The organism is Anaerocolumna xylanovorans DSM 12503 (assembly GCF_900143645.1).
Lineage (GTDB): Bacteria > Bacillota > Clostridia > Lachnospirales > Lachnospiraceae > Anaerocolumna > Anaerocolumna xylanovorans.
Genome location: NZ_FRFD01000006.1, coordinates 107,950 through 127,984 on the forward strand (window position 1 = coordinate 107,950; position 20,035 = coordinate 127,984).

Genomic DNA, 20,035 nt, shown 5'->3' on the forward strand with positions numbered 1-20,035 from the left:
TTCACAAAATGTGATAAAATATATATTCGTGATATGTTATACATTATTTTCCTTGTTCTTTCCATACAAAAGGATTCTATGAATCCTGTTTTGTCAAATGCCGCAGCGGCAATTTGCGAGAAAGGGCCAGAGACCAGAAGGAGGTGCAGACAACTATGAACCAATACGAATTAGCCTTAGTTGTAAATGCAAAAATCGAAGATGAAGCAAGAAACGCAACAGTGGAAGCCGTAAAAGAACTTATTACAAGATTCAGCGGCAACATCACTAACGTTGATGAATGGGGTAGGAAGAAATTAGCTTACGAAGTTCAGAAGATGAAAGAAGGCTTCTATTATTTTATCCAATTCGATGCTGATTCAACATGCCCAGGCGAAGTTGAAGAGCGTATTCGCATTATGGAAAATGTAATCAGATTCTTATGCATTAGACGGGACGCATAGTAAAAGGAGGTATTCCTTAATATGAATAAAGTCATTTTAATGGGTCGTCTTACGAGAGACCCGGAAGTTCGGTACTCCCAGGGAGAGAACTCCACAGCAGTCGCTAGATTTACCTTGGCGGTAGACCGCAGATTTAAAAGACAGGGAGAGGGAGAGGCAGATTTTATCAATTGCGTAAGCTTTGGAAAAACTGCTGAATTCGCAGAGAAGTATTTTAAACAGGGAACCAAGATTGCTGTTACTGGAAGAATCCAGACAGGCAGTTACACCAATAAAGACGGGCAGAAAGTATATACAACAGATGTTGTAGTTGATGAACAGGAATTTGCAGAAAGCAAAGGTTCATCCGGTACCGAATCCGGTTATCAGCAGACGCAGAGACCAACACCCAGCCAGGCAATTGGAGACGGATTTATGAATATTCCGGATGGACTGGACGAGGAGCTGCCATTTAGTTAAAGCATAAAGAATAAAAAGAATAATCAGTTATTCATTGGATAAGGAGGTCAAGTCATGGCATATAATAAAAATGACAGAAACAGCAATAGAGATGATAAAGGCGATTCCCCTATGAGAAGAAGAAACACCCGCAGAAGAAAAAAGGTTTGTGCATTCTGTGCGGACAAAAATCATACAGGAATTGATTATAAGGATGTAAATAAATTAAAGAGATATGTATCTGAAAGAGGTAAGATTCTTCCCAGAAGAATTACAGGAAACTGTGCAAAGCATCAGAGAGCTCTTACAGTAGCTATCAAGAGAGCAAGACATATCGCTTTAATGCCTTACACACTGGATTAATAAAAGTATAAAGCCGTTACATGACTTAGGTTGTGTAGCGGCTTTTTTTAACAGAAATGCTTAAGAGTGAAATAATCCTTTGTAAAAATGGTCAGATAAGATACAATATAAGAGAACTTTAAACCGCAAACTGGGTTTAAGGACCTTTTGATCAAAGGCTTAAAAAGTGGAGATGTGCAAAGATGAAAGACTTTATATTGGAAGTATGCGCAGATTCGGTGGAATCTGTTCTGGCAGGTGAGCGCGGCGGTGCTACAAGAATTGAACTGTGCGGAAACCTTGTAATTGGGGGAACAACTCCCAGTCCCAAATTGTTTGAGGAGATTCGAAAGCATAGCCATATCCGGATGCATGTACTAATCCGTCCGAGGTTTGGAGATTTCTGCTATACCGCTTATGAATATTCTATGATAAAGGAAGAGGTTAAGATGTTTCGGGAACTGGGAGCCGAAGGAGTTGTGATTGGCATTCTGAAGCCGGAGGGTACTTTAAATATGGAGGCGATGCATGGCCTGATGGAAGAGGCCGCAGGAATGTCTGTTACACTGCACCGGGCATTTGATATGAGCGCAGATCCTTATGAGACGATGGAACAGGCTATAAGCCTGGGAATAGATACGATTCTTACTTCGGGGCAGAAAAATGTATGTACGGAAGGAATTCCGCTTCTGAAATGTCTGAAGGAAAAGAGCGGGGGGCGAATCTGCATCCAAGCGGGAGGCGGTGTAAATGCCGGTGTAATACCCATGGTGTATCAGTCTTCTGGCGTGACGGCTTATCACATGTCAGGAAAGGCAGCTTTGGACAGCGCCATGCGTTACCGGAAAGAGGAAGTGAATATGGGGCTGCCTTCTCTTAGCGAATATACAATTTATCGTACCAGGGAGGAAAATATTCGGCAGGCAAGACAGGTACTGGAGGAAATGTAAAAGTTTGCTGCCTTTAAGAATTGTGAGGAGGTCGAAAATGGATAGAAATAAAATCAGCGGGCAGAGACAGTATGAGTTTGTAGAAAGGTTTAATTATATCCGCGAAGCGGGTACTTTAGAAGAGCGGAGGGCGGCGGAGGAAATCCTGGAAGATGTTAAGAAGCTGGGACTGACCGGACGCTTGGAGGAGTTTGAATTCACTGCATATGAGATTGCGGAAGAATGTCTGGTGGTTACGGAACCATATGAAAAGGAATATCGCGTAACCGGCTATAAGAGATGCGGGGATACTCCGAAAGATGGGGTAGAGGCGCCATTTCTTTATATCGAGAACGGAGATGAAATCAGCCTTTCCTTTGCAAAGGGAAAGATTGTAATGGTAAACGGTCCGGTAAAAAAAGAAATGTATCAAAATCTTGTGAGGGCACAGGCAGCGGGGTTTGTGACGATGTCGGGTATCCCCATTGATGCAGGAGAAGATTTAGAACCCGCCGGGTATACGTTAAGAGGTGTGGAGAAAACTCCTATTCAGGGGGTGAATCTGCATTATAAGGATGCGGTGGAGCTGGTCGAAAGAGGAGCCTCCCGGGTGAAATTGACCCTGCGGCAGAAAAAAGTGACACGCGTTTCCCGGAATATTGCGGCCAGAATAGAAGGAAGTGATAAGGCGGAGGAAATGCTGACGCTAAGTGCCCACTATGATTCCGTTCCCCAGGGTCCGGGCGCTTATGATAATATGGCAGGTGCTGCTATTATCATGGAACTTGCCAGATACTTTACAGAGAATCGTCCGCGGCGAACCATGGAATTTATCTGGTTCGGTGCGGAGGAAACAGGGCTTTGCGGAAGTCTGGCCTATGTAAAAGAGCATGAAGCGGAACTTTCCGGGCATCGGTTTAACATGAATGTGGATCTGGCCGGGCAGTTAATCGGCGGAACGGTTATTGGCGTGGCAGCAGACGCCGCTGTTTGTCAGATGCTTGCTTTTGTGGTACACGAAGCAGGAATGGGCGTTTCTTTCATCAATGGTATATGGGGCAGTGATTCCAATACCTTTGCATGGAAGGGAATTCCTGCCATGACGCTCAACCGGGATGGATTCGGAATGCATACCCGCTATGATACGATTGATTTAATTTCTCCCTGGTCTTTGAAGAGGAGTGCCTTCGTACTTGGGTGTATTGCCGAAGGTCTGGCACAGGCTGAGGTGATGCCGTTTAAAAGAGAGGTTCCGGAGGAATTTAAGAAAAAACTGGATACATATTTTGCAGAAGCATAGAAATAGAATGAAAAGGCTGCCACGAAAGTATATGAACTTTTGTGGCAGCCTTTTTCCTTTGATCGAATAACAGGGATGTCTGCAGAGATATCCCAGGCTAAATTTCAGAATCCCCGGTAGAGCCGCGGAAAATAACCTTGGAGGTTACATAGATGACTTCGTATGGAACGCTGGGGTATTTAATTCGGTAAAGAATCTGCAATGCCAGGCGAAAGCCGATATTTTGATTGAATACCTGTACCGTGGTCAGACTTTCTGCCAGAGGATTTTCTGTGTTCGCGTCAAAACCGGAGAGAGCGACCTCCTCGGGTATCCGGATTCCGCGTTTTAACAGTAATTGCATCAAAATGCAGGCTACATAGTCGTTGGCACAGACAAAAGCATCCGGCATAAAGGGAAGTGTATCCAGAAAGGCTCCAATCTCTTCTTTATATGTATCAATGCCTATGGGGCTTGTCAGATTCAATTCCGGATTAACGGACAGACCATGCTGAAACAAGGCTTTGGAAAAACCCTCAAAACGTTCATGGTTTGATTTGGCGTAGTTGATATCGCCGATAAAACCAAAAGATCTCCGGCCTTTTTCAATTAAATGTTCCGTAATCGTAGAAATACTGGTACGGTTTTCTGTCAAAACCAGGTCACCGTTCAGCTCTGACGGAGGAACGGCAGTGGAGGTATCTAAAAATACTTTGGGAACAGGAGAGGCTGCCAGCAGGCGGAGCAGCTGTTCGTTGTATACGTTCATAATAATGATGCCGTGGGTACTGCCGTTGGTGAGGGAGGCAGGAAGCGTGTAATTTCCGCTGACGGAGGAAGGCAGATAAGTATATACCAGATTGACATTGTGAAGAGAAAGCTCCTTGGCAATCTGGTGAATGATGGTCATCCAGAAAATGGAAGTCTCCGGGCGGCATACGGCAACGGCGATATTTGTAGGAGACTCGGATGCGGAAGGTTGAGAAGGGCTAAAGTTTTCCGGAAATTTATAATTCATTTCCTGTGCTTTAGAGATGATTTTATTCCTAAGGTCTTCAGAAACACCTTCTTGGCCGCTGAATACCTTCCAGACTGTGGTACGGGAGACACCGAGAGAATTTGCAATTTTTTGTAGAGTAATCTTTTTCATTATTACACCAATCTGCACGCTGCGGTGCGCATATGTAGTTAAATCATGGAAAAATCCCTGGCTGTACTGAATGGGGATTTTACTCGTTGCCGTTATTATACCAGTTCATACAATTATTTTCAAATGCAAAATGAACAAAATGAACATTATCTTATTTCTGATTTTCCGTTGGAGTAAATCAGAATTTCCTTTTTTTCATCGGAAGACGGGCAGGAGATTTCAAATGTGTGAGAGGTTGTCTCGATGCGGTAGGGCAGTGGTTTTACCCTGCGGTTAACATTGCCTGGAGCGTACTTTTCGAGAGTATCCGTTAACTCCTCTAAATGATTGCTGTAATGTCCATTCAAGTCCAGAAAAATTTGTTGGGCATAATAAAGCTTTCGCAGTTCCCATTTACGGTATTCATCTTCCGGGATGACGAAGGAAGGGTTTTCTTTCGCAGCGCCGGTGAAGAATACGAAGGCCCACAATTCGGGATAGTGGATATTGACAACTCCGGTTGGTGCCCACACCCAGTTATCTTCCGGAAGGAATTGACCTGTAGAAGGATCTGTTCGTTTCTGGTATCTGCCCCCTTTGACATCGGTTTTCCATTGAACACGGGAAAAATTCATCCGGTAATATTCGCCCTCTCTGGGGGCTTGTTTCTGGGGCAGACATTCTGTGATGGAAGCAAAAGGGATGACTACCTCTACGGACCAACTCCGGTTGGAGGCGGATGGCTCGTTGACAGTGCCGTCAACGTATACAGCTGTACGTAATCCGTGGATATCGTAACCGTTAAGACCTCTGCCGTTATCCCGGTATGCTGCGGGCAGAAATAAATCCCACAGGGTATTCAGAACGTTCATTTCAAATTCATAATACTGCTGGGTATCGGAATCCGGATCAATAAAGATTTCAAAATCGTTGTCCTGAAAGATTATATCATCGCGTTTGGTGACATAGCCCCAGATTTCATTGCCGTCAAGCAGAGCGCCAACATATAAGTTTTCATCGTCCCAGAGCATCTTAGCCCGGGTTGGAAAACGCGGGCTTGGTATATGTTCTCCTTCAATGTCCAAAAACGCGCCGGTAAAAGGTGCATCTTCCCAAAAGGGCTTGTCAAGTCTTCCGTCCAAAAGAAAAGGTTTTGTGGCCCGGCGGCAATGGTAAACAGGGGGATTAAAATCTACTGCGGGGATTGGAATTCTTATAGGATTCATATCATGCCTCATTTCTGCGTGGAATTTGAAGTTTATGGAACCGTTTTGTTCCATAACAGGGCTGTGTACCGCACGTCACAGATCCTGATATAGTTTGATTATAGCATTAGGTGTACTTTTTTACAATAAAAATTTAACAATTGTGAACAAAATTCCTATAAATTGTGGACGATTTAATGAATCAAATATATGAAAATAAAAGAAAATAAGTGCGGCAGTTTAAATATTAGTTTTTGAGATAAAGCGTATTTTTGCTGATTTATAATCAAAAAACAGCCGGAAATATTATTTTAGTGTTGCAAAACGGTGAAACATTAAAAGGAGAATAAGTTAACAAAGTATATTGACAAAAATGCGAACGGATGTTAAAATCTAAAAAAATTATCAAATGGTTAACAACATGAAGAGGTACGATGGCGTAAGAAAGAGAGCTATCTGTGCCTTTTTTTTGCTGATTTATAATTAAAAAATGGCCAAAAGCAATATTTTGATGATGTAAAATTGTGAAATACTAAAAAAAGAGAACAATTTTATAAAACATATTGACAGAAATGTGAACAGATGTTAAAATTTAACCATCAAAAACACGAGGAAGCAATAAAAAACAGTAAGATATTTATGAATAATATACAAATTATTTTTAAATATGAAAAAATATGTTAAAAGTGTTCAAAATGTCAAAAAATGAAAAATAAAAGACGAGTAAAAACATCACTAGGAAGAATTGCGGAGGAGAGAAACATGAATTCGAAAACAAAAAAGAAGAAAGGCCATATATTACGGGTACTGAAAAGAGATATGTCACTCTGGATGTTTTGCATTCCGGGCATTGTACTGACATTCATCTTCAGCTACGTTCCTATGTATGGAATCCAGCTTGCGTTCAGAAGGTATAACGGCAGAGCGGGTATATGGGGCAGCCCGTGGGTGGGACTATACTACTTCAAGAGATTCTTTGAGTCTCCCTACTTTGATTCAACAATCAGGAATACTTTGATTTTGAGTCTCTACGGACTAATCGTGTCGTTTCCGATTCCGATTATCCTGGCATTGATGCTGAATTCTTTCAGGCATAAAAGATATCGTAAAGTAGTCCAGACTGTTACCTATGCGCCGAATTTTATCTCTACGGTTGTTATGTGCGGTATGATTATCCTGTTTTTGTCACCTTCCGTAGGTGTTATCAATAATATTATGCACTTCCTTGGCCTGGATCCCCTTAATTTTATGGCAAAGAAAGAATATTGGAGGCACATATATGTGTGGACCGGTGTTTGGCAAAGTACCGGATGGAGTTCTGTTATTTACTTTGCGGCTTTGTCCGGCATCAGTCCGGAACTGCATGAGGCGGGCCGCTGTGACGGTGCGACTAAGCTCCAGCTGATACGGCACATAGATCTTCCTTCCATTTTACCTACGGCAACCATCCTGCTGATTATGAGCTGCGGAAGTATTCTTTCTGTCGGATTTGAAAAAGCCTATCTGCTGCAAAATAACCTGAACCTGACGGTATCTGAAATTATTTCAACCTATGTATATAAGGTGGGTCTGATTAACAACGACATATCGTATTCGACGGCAATTGGTCTCTTCAATACATTAATTAACCTGGTTATGCTTATAGCTGTAAATAAAGCGGCTGATAAACTTTCAGGCAACAGCTTATGGTAGGAGGAAAGAAAAAATGAAGAAAGAAAAGTCGATACAATCTTTCAGAAAAAAGAAAACAAAGCGCTGCAAGGAAGATGTAGTTTTTGATACAGTAACGTTCCTTGTTCTGACAGCTATTTTGATTATTGTAGCATATCCCTTGTACTGGGTTGTTATTTCATCCATTAGTAAACCCAGTGCTGTGTCCAGCGGTGATGTTTTATGGAAACCGATTGGATTTACGTTGAAGGGTTATGTGGAAGTATTTAAGAACAGCGCAGTTATGAGAGGTTTTTTGAACTCCGTTATTTATACTGTTTGCGGAGTAGCCGTTAACCTGGCTGTAACCCTTCCTACGGCCTATGCCCTGTCCAGAAGTGTATTTGGCGGAAAGAAACCAATTACAATATTTTATATGATAACCATGTTTTTCGGCGGTGGTCTGATTCCTACCTATCTGGTAGTCAAGAACTTACATATGTTAAATAGCATGTGGGCACTTATTCTTCCGGGCTGTTTAAGTGTATATAACATGATTGTGGCCAGAACCTTTTTCAAGTCGAATATTTCAGAAGAACTGTATGAAGCAGCCGAGATTGACGGCTGTTCCCAGGGGAAGTTTTTCTTTAAAATTGCACTTCCGCTGTCAAAGGCCATCATTGCCATTCTTGTGCTGTACTATGGTGTAGGACATTGGAACGCTTACTTCTCGGCGCTGGTATATATCTCTGATAAGGATCATTATCCGCTGCAGCTTGTATTGCGTAATATCCTGATTACGAATGAGACAGCACTGTCGCAGACGGCAACTACAAAGGCTGCCAGAGAAGCGCTTCGTGAAAAGCAGCAGTTGATTGATGTTATGAAATATTCCCTGATTATTATCAGCAGCATTCCGGTGTTGGTTATGTATCCCTTTATCCAGAAGCATTTTGTAAAGGGAGTAATGATTGGCTCTGTTAAAGGCTAGAAGGAACTGCGAAAGGAACCGTTTATTTGCCGGCGGTTTTATAAACTCCGGTGTATAAATAAATAGAAAGAGGAGGAAATTATTATGAAAAGAAAAGCGATTGCACTTTTACTGGCTATGGCCATGTGCACAACAACTCTTGCAGGATGCAGCAGCAAGGGAAACAATGGGGCAGACAACAGCAAAACATCGACACCCGCAGCTTCGTCGGACACAATCGATGAGAACGGAAAGGTAAACAGCCTGATGTATAAAGAGGGACTTCCCCTTGTAGATGAAGGCGCTTACGGCTTCTCCATCTTTGTGGATGATTCCAGCGAAACGGGAAAATTCTACATGATGGATGAACTTAAGAAACAAACCAATGTGGATGTAACCTTAAAACTTTTCCCTTATGAAACTGCCAAGGAGAGACTGAACCTGGATTTGAACTCCGGTGATTATGCAGACGTAATCGGAGGATGGACCTTAAGTGACAGCATGGTTCTGACCTATGGGGTAAAGCAGGGAATATTCATTCCGCTGGAAGATTATTTTGAGAAATACTGCCCTAATATTTCCGCTATTTTGGATTTACCGGGTGTAAGAGAACAAATGACGGCTCCTGATGGGCATATCTACACAATTCCCTATGTAACAGGTGACACTACCGTAGGATATTCACCTTATATCAACGGCAAATGGCTGGAAAATGTCGGAATGGAAATGCCTAAAACCACAGATGAGTTCGAAGCGGTACTGAAGGCCTTTAAAGAAAAGGATGCCAACGGAAATGGCGATTCGAACGATGAAATTCCGTTTTCTACCGATCCCAATAACAAACATATCGAAGCGATGGCCGGATGGTTTGGCATGCCTATGGACAAAACCGGCGTTGCGATACAAGGAGATAAAGTGGTTTACGGTGGTGCCAGTGATGCGTACAGAAAGTTTTTAAGTTGGTTTAACGGCCTTTACAAAGAGGGACTGATAGACAATGAGCTCTTCACACAGGACAGCTCCACCTGGGAAGGCAAAGGAAATAAAGACCTGTACGGTGTATCCATTGCTTACGGAAGTAATGAGTTCTCCGGCATTGTGCAGACTACAGAAAAAAGCGAATACGATGTTCTGCCTGTGCTGAATACAGATAAGGGCGGCATATGGCTAAGAGATACCAATGGTTTCAGTGTATTTAGAACTCAGGCAGTTATTACAGATAAGGCAAAGAATCCGGAAGTAATCTGCCGTTGGTTTGACAATGAATTCTCATTGGAAAATGGTATCGGATGCAACAGAGGTCCTGTAGGTGTAGTTACATTTAAAGAAGGTGACGGATACCGTGCTATTGATACAACTACTCTGCCGGCAGAGCAGCAGGAAGAGGTAAGCTGGAGCAACCTGTGGCCTCAGGCTCTTCCGAAATATTTACCCGCAGGATATAAGTTTATTGAAGACAGTCCTCTGTATGATGAGAAAAAGGCAATGGAGAAAGTCTATGAATCCAATCTGACAAAAGAGATAATTCCCTCTAATTGGATTGCTCTTGATGACATTGACAGGTATTCGGATATCAGCACCGCTCTGACTGATTACTTCAATCAACAACAGGCACTGTTTGTAACAGGAGAGCAGGATGTAAATGATGATGCACAGTGGAAAGCATATGTAGACGGTCTTAAAGCTTTAGGATTGGAAGACTGGGTTAAAATGCGAGGCATCGATACAATAGCAGAATAACAGGCAGTATCGCAAGCACGCTTGCGATATGCATGGGGATTAGGCTGACGTTTAAGCAGTACCGGAGAAAAGCATATTACAGTTCTGTATAGTAATATGCTTTTCTTACTTTCGGATAAGAGGGAGGTTTTTTCTATGATGCAGGAATGGTTCAGGCAGGCAAAGCTGGGTATTTTTATTCATTATGGTATCTACGCAGTGGGAGATGTGTCAGAATCCTGGTCTTTCCATAACGGCAATATCTCTTATGAGGATTATATGAAGCAGTGTGAAGGCTTTACAGCTTCCCGTTATAATCCCCGGGTGTGGGCTGAAATTTTTAAAAAAGCAGGAGCACAGTACGTAGTTATGACTTCAAAGCACCATGACGGTGTGGCTCTGTTTGACACAAAATACAGTGAATTGAGTGTGGTAAAGAAGACACCGGCTGCCAGGGATCTGGTAAAGGAATATATTGATGCGATGAGTGAAGCCGGACTGAAAGTGGGCATTTATTATTCCCTGATTGACTGGTCGGATTCCCGTTATCGGAGTATCTATCCGGAAGGGGCGAAAAAAGAGGAATGCCTTAAGGATATTTATGGTTCACCGGCAGGCGGTGAAGAAGATTACGGGAAATGGGAGGAATTTCTGGAATTTAACCAAAATCAGTTAAGAGAACTGATGACCGGCTATAAGACCGTAGACCTTCTGTGGTTCGACGGAGACTGGGAAAGAAGTGCTGCTCAATGGAAGATGCCTGAATTCCGTGAATATCTTCATACGTTGAATCCCAATGTGGTTTTAAATTCCCGGATGCAGGGATACGGCGATTACCAGACACCGGAACAGGGAATCCCCCTTTACGGACCGGAAGGGGAATGGGAGTTCTGCACCACAATTAATGATTCCTGGGGCTACCGCCTTTCTGACAACGATTACAAGACCAGCGGGCAGATTGTGCGGATGTTCTGTGACTGTATCACACTGGGAGGCAGGATGCTGTTGGATGTAGGCCCAAAAGAGGACGGTACTCTGGACGACCGTCAGGAAAAAGTGCTCATGGACCTGGGGAATTGGATTCATGACCATGAGGAAGCGGTATATGGAACGGGCAAGGGTTTAAGTTACCGGCAGTTTCTGGGAGGCAGCACCTTATCTGCGGATAGTAAAACAATCTATTTGTTTGTATACGATAGGCCGGTGGAAGCGCTGTGTGTGAAAGGAATTAAAACACAGGTTAAAAGGATCACGGTGCTTCACAGTCAGGAGGAAGTGAAATTCACCTATACGGGAGCATTACCCTGGAGCGGCATTCCGGGTACTCTTTGGATTTGGGCAGGAGGCATACAGACACATCCTTTTGCTACCGTACTGAAGGTGGAACTGGAAGGCGAGATTACCTACAATCTGGGTCATGGGGAAGTTGTGACTAATAACGATTAACCAGCCAAAAGGCTTTAAAATACAGTAATTGTAAAAGCACAAATACAAAAAGGAAGGACCGGGTGGCGGATATGGAAAATGATATAACTGCTGATTTCGTGAAAATGGACGAGACAGAGAAAATAACAGCAGAAAATGAAGGGTCACAGCTCAAAGAAGGGGAAACGGAAGAAAAGATACAGCAGGGCGTACATAATTACAGTGCCGCTGATGAATATGTGTGGCCCACAGATACAAAGGTTCTTCAAAAACTGGAATGGTTCCAGGATCAGAAGCTGGCCCTGATGATGCACTGGGGTCCTTATTCCCAGCTTGGAATTGTGGAATCCTGGGCACTTTCGGATGCAGATGCGGAATGGTCCAGAACGGGAATTGACTGGGAGGTCAGCGGGTCAGAATTCAAAGAACAGTATTTTGGGCTGAACAAAACCTTTAATCCTATCCGCTTTGAACCGGAAAAATGGGCGGATATTGCAGCAGAGGCAGGAATCCGCTATCTGGTATTCACCACGAAGCACCATGACGGCTTTTGTATGTGGGATACCAGATATTCCGACTATAAAATTACAGGGGAAGACTGCCCCTACCATACAAATCAATATGCGGACATATGCGGACATTTATTTGAGGCCTTCCGGAAGAAGGGAATCGGTATAGCTGCCTATTTCTCCAAAGCAGACTGGCATATTGACAGTTACTGGGCAAAAGGTTATCCGAGAGGGGACTATATGTGGAGAGGCCCTTCTTATGTACCGGCAGAGCACCGGGAGGAATGGGAAAAATTTGTCCGGTTTACCGGGAATCAGATTAAAGAACTGGCAGCCAATTACGGAAAGCTGGATATCATGTGGTTTGATGCCGGCTGGGTGTGTGAGCAGACAGGACAGGATATCCGCCTTGGTGAAATAATTGATGAAATCAGGACATGGCAGCCCGGAATGCTGTGCGCTGACAGAACCATTGGCGGTCCTTATGAAAATTATATTACGCCGGAACAGTGTGTGCCGGAAAAACCTCTGGGGGTGCCGTGGGAAAGCTGCATTACTCTGGGTACCTCATTTTCTTTTGCCTATGAAGACACCTATAAATCTCCCAGAGAGGTAATCCATCTATTAACGGATATCGTAGCAAAGGGTGGGAATCTGGCAATTAATGTAGGACCCCAGCCTGACGGACGGCTTCCGAAGGGGGCAGTGGCTGCCTTAAAGGGAATGGGAGCATGGCTGAAAGTGTTTGGTGAGGCTATCTATGGTACAAGAGTCTGCGCACCCTATAAGAAAGAAAATATCGCCTTTACCAGAAAAGGGGAAACCGTATATGCTCTGGAAATGTTTGCAGAAGAAGAAGCTGCCGTTCCGGGTGAGGTGTGGATTCCCTATGAAGGAAAAGTAAAAAATGTGACCATGCTGGATACGGCCGAGAGGGTTTTATTTACCTGCAGTACGGGCGGCATTACGGTGAAAGCACCTTGCTGTGACAAAACGGCAGCGCCCATTGCCAGAGTATATAAACTGGAAGTGTAAACAGGGACTTCGGAGGAGTATAAACAGATAGAAGGAAGGCAGGATGGAAAATGTTTTCGACACATTTGCAGGAATATGCTTTGGACAAATATCAGGGAAGAAAAAAGTATTATAGTTGCCTATGGGAGGAAATAGAAGAGGCGTTAAAAGGCTGCACGGAAGAAGAGGCAATTTTGATGCGTTTTCTTTATGGAACAATGCCTGTGCGTGATGCGGGAGAATATGACTTTCAGGTTTTCTTAAGCTATGTACAGCATGCTCTCTGGCTTCGCAGGAATATGAAATGGTGCGGGGAACTGACAGAGGATATCTTTATTCACCATGTGTTGTATTACCGCATTAATTCTGAAGATATCAGTGACTGCCGGAAATTCTTTTATGAGCAGCTAAAAGACAGGATACAGGGAATGAGCCTGGAAGAAGCCGTAATTGAAATTAATTACTGGTGTGCGGAAAATGCCGTGTATGAATCAACGGACGAACGCACCGCTTCTCCTATGACAGTGTTCCGGTGCGGAAAGGGCCGCTGTGGGGAAGAATCAACATTTGCAGTTACGGCATACCGAAGTGTGGGAATTCCGGCCCGTCAGGTCTACACGCCGAGATGGGCTCACTGTGATGATAATCATGCCTGGGTGGAAATTTACCTTCATGGAAAATGGTATTTCATTGGAGCCTGCGAGCCGGAGGAGGGATTGAATAGAGGATGGTTTACTGTGCCCGCCAACCGTGCAATCTTGATTCACAGCCGCACATTTTCTGATTTTATGATTAACTCTTCAGAAGAATGTATCGGAAAAGAAAATCTTCTGACCTATTACAATAATACGCCTTTTTATGCCAAAACGAGAGAACTTACCGTGACGGTAAAAGATCAGAAGGGACAACCGGTTAAGGATGCCTTTGCCGCTGTGGAGATCCTTAATATGGCGGAATATTTTCCCGCCGTTACTTTGGTGACGGACAGTAAGGGAGAAGCGCATGTCTCTGTTGGACTTGGCGACGTCCGGGTAAGAGCCTGGAAGGGAGATACCTTTGGGGAAAAGAAAGTTTCCTTAAAAGTAACTGCGAAAGCGGAGCTGTCACTTGAGTGCAGTGCGGGGAAACCGGATTGGGTAACGGATGAATGGGAACAGGCAGGATTTTCCGCGCCCGAAGAGTGCCCGATGCACCTGGGGAGGGAAACCCAGGAACAAAAAGAACGGAAGGCAAGACGTCTGAAAGAAGCCAATCAGATTCGGGAACAGCGTTTTGTGGCCTGCTATGATGAAAAGCTGGCGTCTGTATATACAGAGGAAGCGGGGATGTTTCGTACCGCAGGCGAAAATGCCGCGGAAATACGTGCTTTTTTGACAAAGGATGAAAATCCCGGCAGAAGACGAATGCTCCACAGTCTGGCAGTAAAAGACTATAAAGATTTGAAAGCCAGCATTCTGGAAGATCATCTGGGTTGTGAACAGGGCAGTTTAAACGAGGAAACCTATGAGAAGTACCTGCTTTGCCCAAGAATATCCAAAGAAGAACTGACTCCTTACCGGAGCTTTATCCGTGCGTATTTTAAAGAGAACGAGAAAGAACGTTTTGGGAAAAATCCGGAGCAGATTTGGAAATATATCAAAGATACCATACATTATGACACAGAAGTTGATTACAGTACAATCTGCGCTACTCCCATCGGGTGCCTGAAGATGAAACAGGGAAATTCCCTGGCACAGAAAATCCTGTTTGCGGCAATCTGCCGGAGCTTAAACATTCCGGCCAGACTGAACTCCGTTACGCTGGCGCCGGAATATCTGAAAGAGGGCGTCTTTACCATACCCGAAGGCTTTGCAGAAGGACAAAAAGCGAAAGATATTGCAAAAGAGGATGCGGCATCCCTGATTTTGAAAGTGAAGGACAAAAGCAAATGGAATTATTTCCAAACCTGGACCATTGGTAAGCTTGAGGGCGTACATTTTGATACACTGAATTACGAAGGAGTTTCTTTTGAAGATAATGCCCTGGAGCTTGTACTGGAGCCTGGAGTTTACCGCCTTATTACTTCAATGCGCATGCCTAATGGTGACCAGCATACATCCCAGAGGGTATTCTGTCTTGAACACGGGGAACAAAAGTCCATAGAAATGACACTTTGGGAAAGCGAAGCAAAAGATATGCTGGTGAATTACAGCCTGAACGATTTTCCGGTACAGGACAATACAGGAAAAGAATATATGGTTTCTGAACTTGTGACAGAGAATGCTGTGATTCTGGCGTTCCTTGGGGTGGGTGAAGAGCCTACCGAGCATGTATTAAATGAATTGCTGGCGTCTGCATCTCATTGGAAGGAAACCGCTGCCAGAATGGTCATGGTCCTCCGGGAGCCGGGAGAACTAAAAAATGCGACCCTGCGCAGGGTTTTAGAGAGTCTCTCCGGAGTTGAACTTTTTTTTGACGAACAGAGAAGCTGCGAAAGAGCGGCCGCTAAGATGCATGTGGATGCAGACAAACTTCCTGTCCTTATTCTGATACAAAAAGAACTGGTCGGCATTTATGCCTGTGCGGGATATAATGTCGGCAGTGTGGAGCTTATGTTGAAACTTCTGGAACAATAACAAATTACAAGGAGGAAAACAAATGAGTAAAATTATTGGAAATTCCCTGCCGTCCATCCCCTGGCAGGATAAACCGGAGGGATATAAAAAGCCGGTTTGGCGCTATCAAAATAATCCGATTATAAAAAGAGATGCCATACCAAGTTCCAACAGTATCTTCAACAGTGCCGTAATCCCCTATAAAGAAGGTTTCGCAGGGGTGTTCCGCTGTGACAGCAGAGCGGTGAGCATGGATATCTTCGCGGGGTTCAGTGAAGACGGCATCCGCTGGAATATTAATGAAGAACCCATCACTTTTCTGGGAGAAGACCCGGAAATATTAAAAAGAGAATACCGCTATGACCCAAGGGTGTGCTTTATTGAAGACAGGTATTATATTACCTGGTGCAACGGCTATCATGGACCCACCATCGGCGTAGGCTATACTTTTGATTTTAAAACCTTTTATCAGCTGGAAAATGCATTCCTGCCCTATAACCGCAACGGTGTCCTGTTTCCGAGAAAAATAGGCGGAAAGTACGCAATGCTTAGCAGGCCCAGCGATACGGGACATACTCCTTTCGGTGATATATTCTATAGTCAGAGCAGTGACTTGGAATACTGGGGACATCACAGGCATGTTATGTCCTCCTTTAAAGGAGATGATTCCGCATGGCAATGGACTAAGATCGGGCCTGGTCCCATTCCCATAGAGACGGATGAAGGCTGGCTGCTGATTTATCACGGTGTTATCAATACCTGCAACGGTTTTGTATATCGTGTGGGTTCTGCCATACTGGACCTTGAAGAGCCCTGGAAAGTAAAATACCGCTCCAAGTATTATATTCTGGGGCCGGAAGAATACTATGAGTGTGTGGGCGATGTGCCAAATGTAGTGTTCCCCTGTGCTGCCTTAACTGATAAAGATACCGGAAGAATTGCCCTTTATTACGGCTGTGCCGATACGGTAACAAGTCTGGCCTTTACTACGGTGGACGAATTAATCCAATTTACGAAAGAACATACATTATAACACCCATGTATGCCGCATGAAATGAAAAGTGTGAAATGTTTTTTATTTCACACAAATCCCCGTGCGTATCGCAAGCTTGCCAGCAGATTGCTCGCAATCATCTGTGATATTGCTTAAATAGAAATTGCCGGAGAGGCTTGGAGGAAGGCTGTTATGCGTTATTTAGATAAAAGAGTAAGAGTCATCTGCGATGAACTGAAGAAACTGTCTGTCGTAAAAACAGTGCCGGTGGAAAACTGGTTTTATAAGAAAGGAAATTATATTCATCCTGAGGATGCCTGGAACGCATCCCCGGAATGGGAGACTTTTGACAGCAAAACCATGCACTGGTACGGCCCTGATGAACATTATTGGTTCCGCAGCAGTTTTACGGTACCGGAAAGTCTCCAGGGAAAAGGCATATGGCTGAATGTTAAAACACAGGTTGAGGAATGGGATGACGGAAAGAACCCTCAATTTCTGCTGTTTGTAGATGGAACCTCGACCCAGGGACTCGATATGAACCACCGTCAGGTATTTTTGACAAAAGAGGCTGTAAAAGGGAATACTTACCTTTTGGAACTGCAATCCTATACGGGAACCCTGCATTCGGAATTCAATCTGATCGTAGAGGTTCAGGAAATCGATCCGAAAATCCAAAAGCTCTATTATGATATCAATGTGCCCTTAAGTGCCTTTAACCGTATGGAGAAAGACGACAAGGTACGGATGGATATTGAAAGAGTATTGAATGAAACGGTTAATTTACTGGATCTTCGGACTCCCTATTCCGGGGAATTCTATGATTCCCTGGAAGCGGCTGAAAGCTATATTGCAAAAGCTTTATATGAGGACATGGCAGGATTTCAAGATGTTATTGCCACCTGCATCGGACATACCCATATTGATGTGGCCTGGTGGTGGACGGTAGAGCAGACCAGAGAAAAAGTGGGGAGAAGCTTTGCCACCGTATTGAAACTGATGGAAGAATATCCGAATTATAAATTCATGTCCAGCCAGCCCCAGTTATATTATTTTCTGAAAGAACGTTATCCGGAACTGTATGCAAGACTGAAGGAGAGAGTAAAGGAAGGACGCTGGGAGCCTGAAGGCGGCATGTGGGTAGAGGCAGACTGTAATCTTACCTCCGGGGAATCCCTGGTTCGGCAGTTTCTCCACGGAAAGAAGTTTTTTAAGGAGGAATTCGGAGTGGATAACCGGATACTCTGGCTTCCGGATGTATTCGGTTATTCCGGTGCACTGCCCCAGATAATGAAAAAATGCGGTATCGATTACTTCATGACGACAAAGCTTGCCTGGAACCAATTCAATAAGATTCCTTTTGATACCTTTGAATGGAAAGGAATCGACGGTACCAGGGTCCTGACTCATTTGATTACCACACTGGGGGTGGGACAAAGCAGTGAAGAATTCTTTACTACCTATAACGGAATGCTGCATCCCGATGCCATCATGGGGGGCTGGATGCGTTACCAGAATAAGGATATCAATGAAGATATTCTGATTTCCTATGGATATGGCGACGGTGGCGGCGGTCCTACCAGAGAAATGCTGGAGACCTCTTTGCGTATGGAAAAGGGAGTGAAGGGGATTCCGAAGGTGCGTCAGGAATTTGCAGGAACCTATTTTAAGGAACTGGAAGAGAGGGTGAAAGGAAATAAACGCCTTCCTCTTTGGGAAGGGGAACTGTATTTTGAATATCACCGGGGAACCTATACTTCCATGGCAAGAAATAAACGATCCAATCGTAAGAGTGAGCTGATGCTTATGGATCTGGAGCTGCTGTCCCTGCTGGCTAAGGAAAAATGTGCCTATCCGGCGGGAGAACTGGACCATATGTGGAAGACTGTTCTTATAAATCAGTTCCATGACATCCTTCCCGGTTCCTCCATTAAGCAGGTTTATGAAGTAACCAGACAGGAATATGCCGAATTGAAGGAAAAGGGAGAAGCCCTTATCGGGGAACGCCTAAGGGCATTAACCGGTGAGGATAAGAAGGGCTGCATCACTGTTTATAATACCCTGGGATTTGAAAGGGACGATGTGATTAATCTGGGGAACTTTGAAGGAGCGGCTTTAATGGATGAAACCGGAACCAGATATCCGGTTCAGAAAACACCGGAGGGAGCAGTTGCTTTTGTAAAAAACCTGCCTTCCAAGGGGTGGAAAACCTTTCAGCCGGACAGTGAGAAAGAGGACATTGCCCTTCCTTTTCACCTGGAGGAGAATTGCCTGGAAACACCTTACTACCGGATATGCTTCAATGAAAAAGGTCTGATTGTTTCCCTTTTCGATAAGGAAAATGACAGAGAAGTAATACAGCAGGGTAAAGAGGCAAATTTATTCTGCATGTATGAGGATAAGCCCATCTATTATGATAATTGGGATATCGATATCTATCATACAGAAAAAAGCTGGGAGGTAACCGATATTACCAGGCTGGAATGGGTTCAGTTAGGAGAGGTGTGCGCTGTACTGGAAATCGACCGGAAGATCAGCAATTCCCTGATTAAGCAGCAAATCCGCTTCTATGCACAGAGCAGGAGGATTGATTTCTCCACCTATGTGGACTGGAAGGAACACCAGCATTTGTTAAAGGTCCACTTTCCGGTGGATATTCATACGGATGAGGCGGCCTTTGACATTCAGTTCGGCAATGTAACAAGGAAAGTCCATTCCAATACCAGCTGGGATGAAGCAAGATTTGAAAGCTGCGGACAGAAATGGATGGATTTATCGGAAGGCCATTATGGTGTCAGTTTGTTAAATGACTGCAAATACGGTCATTCCGTAAAGGAAGGCAATATGGCACTTACCTTGATTAAATCAGGAATTGAACCGAATCCCACCACAGACCAGGAAGAACATTTCTTCACCTATGCCATTTATCCTCACGCAGAAACCTGGCGTAACAGTGAAACGGTACAGGAAGCCTATAAATTAAACCAGCCGGCCTATGCAGTATCCGGCGGGGTACCGGCAAGCGGGTATTCCCTTGCATCTGTGGATAAAAAGAATGTTATGCTGGAGACTGTAAAAGAGGCGGAAGACGGTAACGGTATGATACTCCGTATGTATGAGTTTGAGAATGCTGCGGTGAGGGCATTAGTCAGGCTGGATCTTGGGGGAAGAAAATTCAGGGTTTCAGAGTGCAATCTGCTGGAAGAGAGTATTTCAGAGACAGAGGTGCAGGCGGATGGTTTTTCAGTCCGCATTAAGCCTTATGAGATAAAGACATACCGCGTTCAGATAGAGCAGTAAAATGTTGTGTATGGCCGTAACCTTATGATATATCCGGCAGGTACGAAAGTTTGGGAATATGACAGAGAGAAAGACGGGCTGATGGATTAATGCCA

The 20,035-nt window shown here is 44.1% G+C and carries 15 protein-coding genes; 13 read left to right on the forward strand and 2 right to left on the reverse strand.

The genetic code is table 11. The features are described from left to right. The first annotated feature begins 155 nt into the window (after positions 1-155). The 5 genes from rpsF (at position 156) to BUF11_RS11030 (ending at position 3,452) form a co-directional block, all read left to right on the forward strand. On the forward strand, positions 156-443 hold the full coding sequence (rpsF, locus tag BUF11_RS11010) for a 30S ribosomal protein S6 (RefSeq protein WP_073588903.1): 288 nt from the start codon (positions 156-158) through the stop codon (positions 441-443). Positions 444-464: 21 nt separating this feature from the next. Then, positions 465-902 (forward strand): single-stranded DNA-binding protein, encoded by a 438-nt coding sequence (locus BUF11_RS11015; protein ID WP_073588904.1) that lies wholly within the window; start codon positions 465-467, stop codon positions 900-902. Between the two features lie 54 nt (positions 903-956). Beyond that, on the forward strand, positions 957-1,244 hold the full coding sequence (gene rpsR / locus BUF11_RS11020; RefSeq protein WP_073588905.1) for a 30S ribosomal protein S18: 288 nt from the start codon (positions 957-959) through the stop codon (positions 1,242-1,244). Between the two features lie 182 nt (positions 1,245-1,426). Beyond that, the gene (locus BUF11_RS11025) at positions 1,427-2,173 is read left to right on the forward strand and encodes a copper homeostasis protein CutC (RefSeq protein WP_073588906.1); all 747 of its coding nucleotides are present in this window, start codon (positions 1,427-1,429) and stop codon (positions 2,171-2,173) included. 37 nt (positions 2,174-2,210) lie between these two features. Continuing rightward, positions 2,211-3,452, forward strand: a complete 1,242-nt coding sequence (locus BUF11_RS11030) for a M28 family metallopeptidase (RefSeq protein ID WP_073588907.1) — start codon at positions 2,211-2,213, stop codon at positions 3,450-3,452. Between the two features lie 97 nt (positions 3,453-3,549). On the opposite strand, the gene BUF11_RS11035 is transcribed toward BUF11_RS11030, so the two are convergent. Together BUF11_RS11035 and BUF11_RS11040 are read right to left on the reverse strand one after the other, a co-directional pair. Next, positions 3,550-4,581: a LacI family DNA-binding transcriptional regulator gene (locus BUF11_RS11035; RefSeq protein ID WP_073588908.1), complete on the reverse strand. Its 1,032-nt coding sequence runs from the start codon at positions 4,579-4,581 to the stop codon at positions 3,550-3,552. A gap of 146 nt (positions 4,582-4,727) precedes the next feature. After that, positions 4,728-5,786 carry a carbohydrate-binding family 9-like protein gene (locus BUF11_RS11040; RefSeq protein ID WP_073588909.1) on the reverse strand — a complete coding sequence of 353 codons (1,059 nt, stop codon included), beginning with the start codon at positions 5,784-5,786 and terminating at the stop codon, positions 4,728-4,730. A 741-nt stretch (positions 5,787-6,527) separates the two neighbouring features. Between BUF11_RS11040 and BUF11_RS11045 the strand changes: the two genes are divergently transcribed. The 8 genes from BUF11_RS11045 to BUF11_RS11080 all read left to right on the forward strand — a co-directional run bounded on the left by BUF11_RS11045 (position 6,528) and on the right by BUF11_RS11080 (position 19,940). Next, positions 6,528-7,457 (forward strand): ABC transporter permease, encoded by a 930-nt coding sequence (locus tag BUF11_RS11045; RefSeq protein ID WP_073588910.1) that lies wholly within the window; start codon positions 6,528-6,530, stop codon positions 7,455-7,457. A 13-nt stretch (positions 7,458-7,470) separates the two neighbouring features. Further along, positions 7,471-8,406, forward strand: a complete 936-nt coding sequence (locus BUF11_RS11050; protein WP_073588911.1) for a carbohydrate ABC transporter permease — start codon at positions 7,471-7,473, stop codon at positions 8,404-8,406. Positions 8,407-8,490: 84 nt separating this feature from the next. Beyond that, positions 8,491-10,125 (forward strand): extracellular solute-binding protein, encoded by a 1,635-nt coding sequence (locus tag BUF11_RS11055; RefSeq protein WP_073588912.1) that lies wholly within the window; start codon positions 8,491-8,493, stop codon positions 10,123-10,125. Between the two features lie 135 nt (positions 10,126-10,260). Beyond that, the gene (locus tag BUF11_RS11060; RefSeq protein ID WP_073588913.1) at positions 10,261-11,550 is read left to right on the forward strand and encodes an alpha-L-fucosidase; all 1,290 of its coding nucleotides are present in this window, start codon (positions 10,261-10,263) and stop codon (positions 11,548-11,550) included. Between the two features lie 71 nt (positions 11,551-11,621). Further along, a complete protein-coding gene (locus tag BUF11_RS11065) occupies positions 11,622-13,073 on the forward strand; it encodes an alpha-L-fucosidase (protein WP_242952361.1) in 1,452 nt (483 codons plus the stop codon). Between the two features lie 50 nt (positions 13,074-13,123). Further along, the gene (locus BUF11_RS11070) at positions 13,124-15,667 is read left to right on the forward strand and encodes a transglutaminase domain-containing protein (RefSeq protein WP_073588914.1); all 2,544 of its coding nucleotides are present in this window, start codon (positions 13,124-13,126) and stop codon (positions 15,665-15,667) included. A gap of 22 nt (positions 15,668-15,689) precedes the next feature. After that, on the forward strand, positions 15,690-16,679 hold the full coding sequence (locus BUF11_RS11075) for a glycoside hydrolase family 130 protein (protein ID WP_073588915.1): 990 nt from the start codon (positions 15,690-15,692) through the stop codon (positions 16,677-16,679). A 153-nt stretch (positions 16,680-16,832) separates the two neighbouring features. Next, complete coding sequence (locus BUF11_RS11080) at positions 16,833-19,940, forward strand: alpha-mannosidase (RefSeq protein WP_073588916.1); 3,108 nt, start codon at positions 16,833-16,835, stop codon at positions 19,938-19,940. The last annotated feature ends 95 nt before the right edge of the window (positions 19,941-20,035 follow it).